The 7867-nt window shown below is 49.1% G+C and carries 5 protein-coding genes and 2 pseudogenes; 3 read left to right on the forward strand and 4 right to left on the reverse strand.

The genetic code is table 11. The features are described 5' to 3' along the window. The 3 genes and pseudogenes from ACFS7Z_RS26585 to ACFS7Z_RS26595 all read left to right on the forward strand — a co-directional run. A pseudogene (locus ACFS7Z_RS26585) lies at nt 1-578 on the forward strand (RNA-binding protein); the annotation flags it as partial. Nucleotides 579-581: 3 nt separating this feature from the next. Continuing rightward, nucleotides 582-1931 carry a vanadium-dependent haloperoxidase gene (locus tag ACFS7Z_RS26590; protein ID WP_377492288.1) on the forward strand — a complete coding sequence of 450 codons (1350 nt, stop codon included), beginning with the start codon at nt 582-584 and terminating at the stop codon, nt 1929-1931. A gap of 553 nt (nt 1932-2484) precedes the next feature. Continuing rightward, complete coding sequence (locus ACFS7Z_RS26595; RefSeq protein ID WP_377492291.1) at nt 2485-4293, forward strand: glycoside hydrolase family 9 protein; 1809 nt, start codon at nt 2485-2487, stop codon at nt 4291-4293. Between the two features lie 79 nt (nt 4294-4372). Here ACFS7Z_RS26595 and ACFS7Z_RS26600 read toward each other — a convergent pair whose 3' ends face one another. The 4 genes and pseudogenes from ACFS7Z_RS26600 to ACFS7Z_RS27495 form a co-directional block, all read right to left on the reverse strand. Further along, nucleotides 4373-4993: a DUF3347 domain-containing protein gene (locus ACFS7Z_RS26600; RefSeq protein WP_377492294.1), complete on the reverse strand. Its 621-nt coding sequence runs from the start codon at nt 4991-4993 to the stop codon at nt 4373-4375. 154 nt (nt 4994-5147) lie between these two features. Further along, nucleotides 5148-6347 carry an efflux RND transporter periplasmic adaptor subunit gene (locus ACFS7Z_RS26605; protein WP_377492297.1) on the reverse strand — a complete coding sequence of 400 codons (1200 nt, stop codon included), beginning with the start codon at nt 6345-6347 and terminating at the stop codon, nt 5148-5150. A 78-nt stretch (nt 6348-6425) separates the two neighbouring features. After that, nucleotides 6426-7733, reverse strand: coding sequence for an efflux RND transporter periplasmic adaptor subunit (locus ACFS7Z_RS26610; RefSeq protein ID WP_377492300.1), 1308 nt, complete (start codon nt 7731-7733; stop codon nt 6426-6428). 19 nt (nt 7734-7752) lie between these two features. Further along, nucleotides 7753-7867: pseudogene (locus ACFS7Z_RS27495) on the reverse strand (IS1 family transposase); the annotation flags it as partial.

Consider the following 7867-nt stretch of genomic DNA (forward strand, 5'->3'; position numbering starts at 1 on the left):
AACTGTATTATAAAGATTTTGATGACAATGGCTCAGTAGACCCCATCCTGACATTCTACATACAGGGCAAAAGCTATCCCTACGTAACACGGGATGAACTGCAGGAGCAGGTAAGTATGATGCGCACGCGTTTCGCGAGTTACGAGAGTTATGCGAATGCAACGCTGCGGGAGATCTTTACGCCTGCGGAACTTAATGGGGTAAAGGCGTTGTCTGCTAATTACTTACAAACTGCTTATTTCGAGAGCAGTGCGAGTGGTAAGCTGGTACAAAAGCAGCTACCGATAGAAGCACAATTTGCCCCGGTTTACGCCATCAGTCCTGTGGATTATAACAAAGACGGAAAACTGGATGTGCTCATGGCCGGAAATATGAACCAGGCCCGGCTGCGCTTCGGGAAGTACGATGCCAGCTATGGTGTGCTGCTGCAGGGTGATGGAAAAGGAAATTTTTCTTATATTCCACAAATTAAATCAGGCCTGCAGGTAAAGGGGGATGTGAGGAGTATACTGACCATGAATAACACGCTGTTGTTTGGCGTGAACCAGCAGGAGATAAAAGCATATAAAATCAAGTAGCCCATGAGAAGAATATTATCTTTCATTTTTATTCTGATGCTGGTGTTTGGTTGCAAAGAGCGGGAGGAGCAAAACCTACAGTTCAAGAGCCAGCACATCAGTCAGGTTATTTCTGAAATGACAGATATCATGGTAAACGATGTCACCAACCCTCCACTGGCGGCACGCTTTTTCTCTTATGCCACGCTGGCAGGCTACGAGGTTATGTCGCAGAACGACAGCAGCCGCCAGAGCATGTATGGTGTCCTGAACGATTATCCAAAAATTGAGAAGCCTGCCGGGCTTAGCGACTACTCACCTGAGCTAAGCGCATTGTTGGCGATGATGGAAACAGCCAAAAAAATGCAGCCATCCGGAGCACTTTTAGATGCCTACGAGCAGAAGTTTCTTGATTCATTGCGTAACGCAGGCGTTTCTGAAACAGTAATCACCAATTCACTCTCTTATGCGGAGGGTGTGAGTAAAGAAATACTGGCCTATGCCAAGGCCGATAAGTATAACCGTATCAGTAATTATGCCCGGTATACTCCATCTGAGGAAGAGGGGACCTGGCATCCAACACCCCCCGGCTTTTTTGCGCCAGTGGAGCCTTATTTCAATACGGTACGTTCCTTCACCCTCGATACCTGCAGCCAGTTCCAGCCAATACCTCCTGTTGCTTTTTCCAAGGACAAAGGCTCTGAATTTTACACGATGTTGCAGCAGTGCCAGCAGAAAGGGGCGGAAGACCTGACAGAAGAAGAACGGACAATAGCCGCTTTCTGGGACTGCAATCCCTTTGCCTTGCAGGACAATGGGCATTTGATGGTAGGTATGAAAAAGATATCGCCCGGTGCACACTGGCTTGGTATTACAGGCATTGCCTGCCAGCAGGCAAATAAATGTTTTTCTGAGGCAATGGAAATCAACACTATGGTGTCTGTCTCTCTCATGGATGGCTTTATTTCCTGCTGGGACGAAAAGTTCAGAAGCAACCGCATACGCCCTGAAACCGCTATCCGCAAATTTATGGATACTTCCTGGAAGCCTTTCCTGCAGACACCGCCTTTCCCGGAGTACCTGAGCGGCCATTCTACTATCTCTTCGGCTTCTGCTGTGGTGCTGACACACTACTTTGGTGATAACTTTAAGTATGCCGATACAGTGGAAGTGCGCTACGGCTTACCAGCGCGGGAGTTTGAATCTTTCCAGCAGGCAGCCATCGAAGCAGGCATTTCACGGTTCTATGGCGGCATCCACTTTATGGATGCCATCGACAACGGCCGTACCCAAGGGCTTCAGGTAGGGGAGTGGGTGCTGCGCAAAACAGGTAAAGCAGCCGCTGTAGACAAAGGTGCCATTGTGCAGAAGTAGCTATTCATTTGAACTGCAATTTGCTTCATACTCTTTCCCTTCTTATACCGCTTCTCATAAACTGAGTGCCATAGCATCATCTAGCATTTCTAGGTTAGTAGCCCTGGAGATACTTTATGCTGTCTAATCTGCCGTGGCCGAAGCTTTAGCAGTGCCAATTCACCTATAGTTTCAATACTACTGTCTGTGCTCTCTAGGCCGAGGGGCCACGTCTTGGGGGTAGGGGCCCTCTTAAGGGCATCGCGCTGTGTATTTGAAGCTGCCTCCGCGCTGCTCCGGCTGCTTCGCTCTAGCTCAGCACCGCAACAACTACAAGGCGCTCAACCCAAAGATTGGAAACTTTATCACTCCGTGCTGGCTAATAGAAAATGCTATAGCTTTATGGAACAGCCTTTAAGCCATTTGGTATCAATCCTTCATTTTTTCTGCAGCAGATGCACCCCCTTAACACTAAAGGTCTGCATCTGAAACATTTCATGCCCTTCTGAACCGCATACTATTCTTACCTTAGCAGAATAACGCGTAAGCAATCACACGAACAATCAGATAGAATATGAAATCATCAACTTTTACAAAAGTTATATGTGGCGTATCTGCTGCGTTCCTTTTTTCCTGCGCAGGTCCGCAGCAGGAAGCAGGAACGGCAGAACTGCAGGAGCAACTCTCTGAAAACATACGCCTGAACCAGGTTGGCTTTTACCCGAACGCTCCTAAAATGGCTGTAGTGGTAGGGGAGGTGGAGGATGGCGCCTTCTATGTAAAAACGCCAGACCTTCAGGAAACTATTTATACAGGTCACCTCTCTGCCACGAAAGCAGGTGAATTCTCCAACAGGCCGACGCGTGTAGCTGACTTCTCTGATTTTAAGGAGACGGGAAGTTATGTACTGGTTATACCGGGAGTTGGACGTTCTTATGAATTTGAGATTGCAAAAGATATTCACAAAGATGTGGCCGCTGCTTCCATTAAGGGGTTCTACTACCAGCGATTGTCTACAGACCTACCGGAGCAGTATGCCGGCAAATGGGCCCGTCCGGCAGGCCACCCGGATAACGAGGTGCTGATACATCCTTCTGCCGCTTCGGCAAAGCGTCCGGCTGGTTCCACGATTTCTGCTCCGCGTGGCTGGTATGATGCCGGTGATTATAACAAGTATGTCGTGAATTCTGGTATCAGCATGGGCACGCTACTATCTGCCTACGAAGACTTTCCTGCATTTTACAGAAACCTGGAGCTCAACATACCGGAGAGTGGTAACAATGTACCTGATATACTGGATGAGGCGCTCTGGAACCTGCGCTGGATGATGGCCATGCAGGACCCGGAAGACGGCGGTGTATACAACAAGCTAACAAACGCGTCTTTCGATGGCATGATAATGCCTGCTGAAGCAACTAACCCGCGTTATGTGGTACAGAAAGGTACTGCCGCTACATTGGATTTTGCCGCTGTAATGGCTCAGGCAAGCCGCGTGTTCAGTAAGTATGAAAATGAATATCCAGGATTAGCAGACTCAGCGCTGCTGGCTGCGGTAAAGGCATGGAACTGGGCACAGCGGAACCCGAACGTGGACTACGACCAGGACGCCATGAACAAACAGTTTAAGCCGGAGGTATCTACTGGTGGGTATGGTGACAAAGACTACAGCGATGAGTTTATTTGGGCTGCTGCGGAATTATACGCTACCACTAAGCAGGACCTGTACTACAAAGAGGTAAATATGCTCCCGGACGATAAAATGCCGCTGCCTTCGTGGCCACAGGTGCGCTTGCTGGGCTATTACACCCTCAACCGCTTCAGCAATGAACTCACACCCATTGCACAGAAAGACCTGACTGAGATTAAGAAACGCCTCGTCTCTTTTGCTGATGAACTGATAGATGGAGCCTCTACCCGTTCTTACAGAACTGTAATGGGTAAAACGGCAGGAGATTATATCTGGGGAAGCAGCTCCGTAGCTGCCAACCAGGGAATCGCGCTTATTCAGGCATACCAGCTCACAGATGACAAAAAGTATCTGAATGCCGCACTCTCTAACCTGGATTACCTGCTGGGCCGGAATGCCACCGGCTATTCTTTCCTGACTGGCTTTGGTGACAAACCCATCATGAACCCGCATCACCGCCCTTCTATAGCAGATGGCATCAAAGAGCCAATTCCGGGCTTACTTTCCGGCGGGCCAAATGCCAGAGCAGACAAGCAGGACAAGTGCACGACGTATCAGTCTACCTTCGCAGATGAAATGTTTACGGACGATGACTGCTCCTATGCCTCAAACGAAATTGCCATCAACTGGAATGCTCCATTTGTTTACCTGGCGGGTGCTGTAGAGGCGCTGCAAAACAGAGCGGCATTCAACTAAGCTAACATAGAGCTCTAAAGCAAAAGGCCTCCTCCCAGAAATCGGGAGGAGGCCTTTTGCTTTAGAGCTCTTGCTTGCGTTAATTTTTATACACTTCTTCTGTACTGCCGCACTTTAGCATTGATTCACCAAAGTAAGGGTTGCGGATGTCTTCGTTCGCGCTAAGCCAGTAAGCTCCCTGGTTATTGTTAGCCATCGGGCAGTGCTGGTAATATAACTGCTGGGTTGCTGCCCCAAAGGCCTTTGCCATGGAGAACACAGACTCTGACAGCAGTTCCAGGTGCTCGCGCTGCGCGTCTACATCACTTGCCTGCGCAATAGCAGAAGCACTTTGCTGTATCTCTGCTCTCTTTTCCTCGGCATAAGCTTTCTGCTCGCCTGTGAGGGTGGCAACTGGCATGGCCTCAGCTAGTGAAGCAACATTACTGGCGGCTGCTTTTGCAGCTTCGGCGTCAGAGGCTACCAGGGCTTCTTTTACTTTCAGGTACGCATCCACTACCTGCTCAATCTGCGTTTCTACTACCTCCGACCCGGAAGTATAGTCAGGCGTCTCAACTACAACGTTTGTAGTCAGAGTAGCTTCGGTTTCTACAGCCTCTGTGCTCTCCATGACGGCCTCAGTATTTTCTGTTTTGTTTTCAGAACAGGCCGAGAAGGTAAATGCAGCTACAACGGCTGCGGCGAAAAATGTTTTTTTCATGATCGTTGTTTTATGATGATAATAGAGTTATTAGTTTTTAATTGATTAAATTTTTATGAACATCTGAATATAAAGCAACAAAGCACCATGTCTCTATCTAAAGCTATAATGGCTTCTTTGATTAGTTACTCAAAATTCAGTTATTCAAAATGAACTAGTGGTTATGTCCTGCCATAGGATTAGCTCCTTTCTTTAGCACGAACTCACTGTAAAGTAAATAAGCACCGGAGGTAACAATCTTTTCGTTATCCTTCACACCGTTCAAAATAGCAACGTTATCGGCGCTTTCTTCTCCCAGGGTCACCATGCGGGCCTGAAAGGTGTTTTTGCCCGTCTGTACCCACACATGGCTGCCGCTTTCGTCCCGAATGACGGCATCAGCCGGTACTGCCAGTGTAGAGCCGTTTTTGCCGGGAAGCACAACACTAGCCTGCATCCCAGGCAAGTACTGGTCATCCACATTAGGTAGTTCTGCACGAAGCACTGTTACTTGGCTGCCTTGCCTCAACTCAGGGCTGATAAAGGTGACTTTAGCCGGAACAGCTTCCGCTGCAAAGCCCTGCACTGCTACCTGCACGACATCGCCCGCCTGCACATTCGCTAGCTCTTGTGGGTACAGCTCAGCTTCTACCCATATTTTATCCAGCTTACCCAGCCTGTACAGTACAGCTCCTTCTGAAATATACTGTCCTTCTGCAGCGGATACGTCTGTTACCACACCCGCGGTTGGTGCCACAAAGGTAACACGGGCATCTAAATTTTCGCTCTTGCCCAGGTTCCTGATTTGTGCTTCCGTCAACCCATACAGCAAAAGCTTTTTCCTTGCCGATTCCAGAATAGAGGCGAAACGAGGATTTTCGGCGCCGAGTTCCTGGTTTTGTCTTAATGCCAAGAGGTACTCCCGTTGTAATGTCAGTAGTTCCTCTGAGTATATCTCATACAAAGGCTGGCCTTTCTGTACCTTTTGGCCGGTTTCTTTGATGTAAAGGCGCTCAATGCGGCCAGTCACCCTGCTGCTGATAACATCCGTCTGTGTTTCGTCTATTACCAGTCGCCCCGTCAGGATAGAATTGCTGGACACATCGCCGTATTTAATCCGTCTTGTTTTGATGTTCCCGAGTGCTATCTGGTTCTCGCTCAGCATCAGCTCACCACTATCTTTGCCAGACTGTGATACAGGCACGAGGTCCATGTGGCAGATGGGGCAGGTGCCGGGTTCGTTCTGCACAATCTGCGGGTGCATGGGGCAGGTGTAGGTTGTCCCCTCCGCATGCTCGTGCGCTTCATCGCTCTGGCAAGCCGCCGCCGTCAGCACGAAAAGCAGCAGAAGGAATATGTTCAGGTATCGTTTCATACATTTCTAATTTTAAATAACTGAATTCTGAATGACGGAATGTGTTATACCAAATTTCAAATCCAGTTATTGGCTTATTCAGTCATTTAACTTGACAAAGCTTTCACTGTCTACCAGGAACTGGGCATTAGAGGCGATTTTGTCCGTCTGGTCAAGCCCTTCCACTACCTGTACCTGATTTCCCTCTATGGTTCCTACTGTAACGGCTACTGGTTTATAAACACCGTTTAACTGCTTAAAAGCAACAGACTTGGTCCCAATATCCAGCACTGCGGTACGCGGCACCCAAAGGGCAGGGGCAGTGGTGTAAGAAGCCTCCGCTGACACTAACTGCCCTACACGGGCCAGCTTTTGTTCTCCCGGCAAATACACTCTTACCTTGGCAAAATTCTCACCAGCTTCATAGAACGGTTGCAGAAAATCAACCTGCGCCTCCAGCTTCTCACCGGGCAGCTGCGGGAAAGTAATTTGTATAGGAGCACCTTTGGCTATGGAGCTTATCTCACCGGCTGGAATATTAAACTCAGCCCACAACTGGTTCGGGTTTACCACTCGGAGCAACGGCTGACCGGTACTCACATATATTCCCTCGCGCAGCTGTATCTCATCGCCGGCAGCTGGCATTCTTCTTTTAGAGGCTGAACCGGCATCACCGCCGCCCATGCCGTTCATGCCGCCACCAGTATTGGCTGCCGCAACAGGTATTTCACTTGGTATGGCAGACGGTGCAGTGGTATTCAAACCAATTGCATAGCCGTCGTAGGGGCTGTAGATGGCAAAGGTGTAACTGGCTTCGCCGGTGCGAAGCAGATGGTTAATCTGTGCATCGGTGGCACCCAGGAGCTGTAGCCGCTGTTTGGCTGCTGCTATCAGTGCCTTGTCTTCAGGAGCAGAATTTACAAGATAAAGCAGTTCTTTCTGTGCTGTTATCAAATCCGGGCTATACACCTCCATTAACTTCTGCCCTTTTTGAACAGGCTGGAAGTTATACTTCACATACAGTTTTTCGATGCGGCCTCCTACGCGCGCAGGAATAGAATAAACACGGCGTTCATCGTAGGTGATAATGCCTTCCATCTTCACGGCTGCCTCCACTGTCTTTTGTTCGGGAGTGACAGTAGCCACATCAGAGATAACCGTTTCGTTTGTTGGCTGTATCAAAAAAGCTAGGTCATCTGTCATCACCACTGCCTCCCCCTCAACCGACTGCGGCACGAGGTCCATGCCGCAGATGGGGCAGGTGCCGGGCTCGTCCTCTACAATCTGCGGGTGCATGGGGCAGGTGTAGGTTGTCCCCTCCGCGTGCTCGTGCGCTTCGTCGCTTTGGCAGGCCACCCCCGTCAGCACAAAGAGCAGCAGTAGGAGTATGTTCAGGTATCGTTTCATTTCTTTTTTCGGTTGTGGTCTAGAATGTATGATGGTTTCGGTAATAGAAAATTAGCTTCATTGCATTGTCATGATTCTGCTCTTTTTTCGAGAAGCAGGCTGTTTTTCTGACTATCCTCCTGTTCCTGGTCCTC

This window comes from Pontibacter toksunensis (assembly GCF_042686245.1).
GTDB lineage: Bacteria > Bacteroidota > Bacteroidia > Cytophagales > Hymenobacteraceae > Pontibacter > Pontibacter toksunensis.

What these genes read in the sequence shown, in the direction of transcription:
- ACFS7Z_RS26600 (WP_377492294.1), bottom strand. Translation starts at nt 4,993, where the DNA reads ATGAAAAAAACATTTTTCGCCGCAGCCGTTGTAGCTGCATTTACCTTC.
- ACFS7Z_RS26595 (WP_377492291.1), top strand. Translation starts at nt 2,485, where the DNA reads ATGAAATCATCAACTTTTACAAAAGTTATATGTGGCGTATCTGCTGCG.
- ACFS7Z_RS26610 (WP_377492300.1), bottom strand. Translation starts at nt 7,733, where the DNA reads ATGAAACGATACCTGAACATACTCCTACTGCTGCTCTTTGTGCTGACG.
- ACFS7Z_RS26605 (WP_377492297.1), bottom strand. Translation starts at nt 6,347, where the DNA reads ATGAAACGATACCTGAACATATTCCTTCTGCTGCTTTTCGTGCTGACG.
- ACFS7Z_RS26590 (WP_377492288.1), top strand. Translation starts at nt 582, where the DNA reads ATGAGAAGAATATTATCTTTCATTTTTATTCTGATGCTGGTGTTTGGT.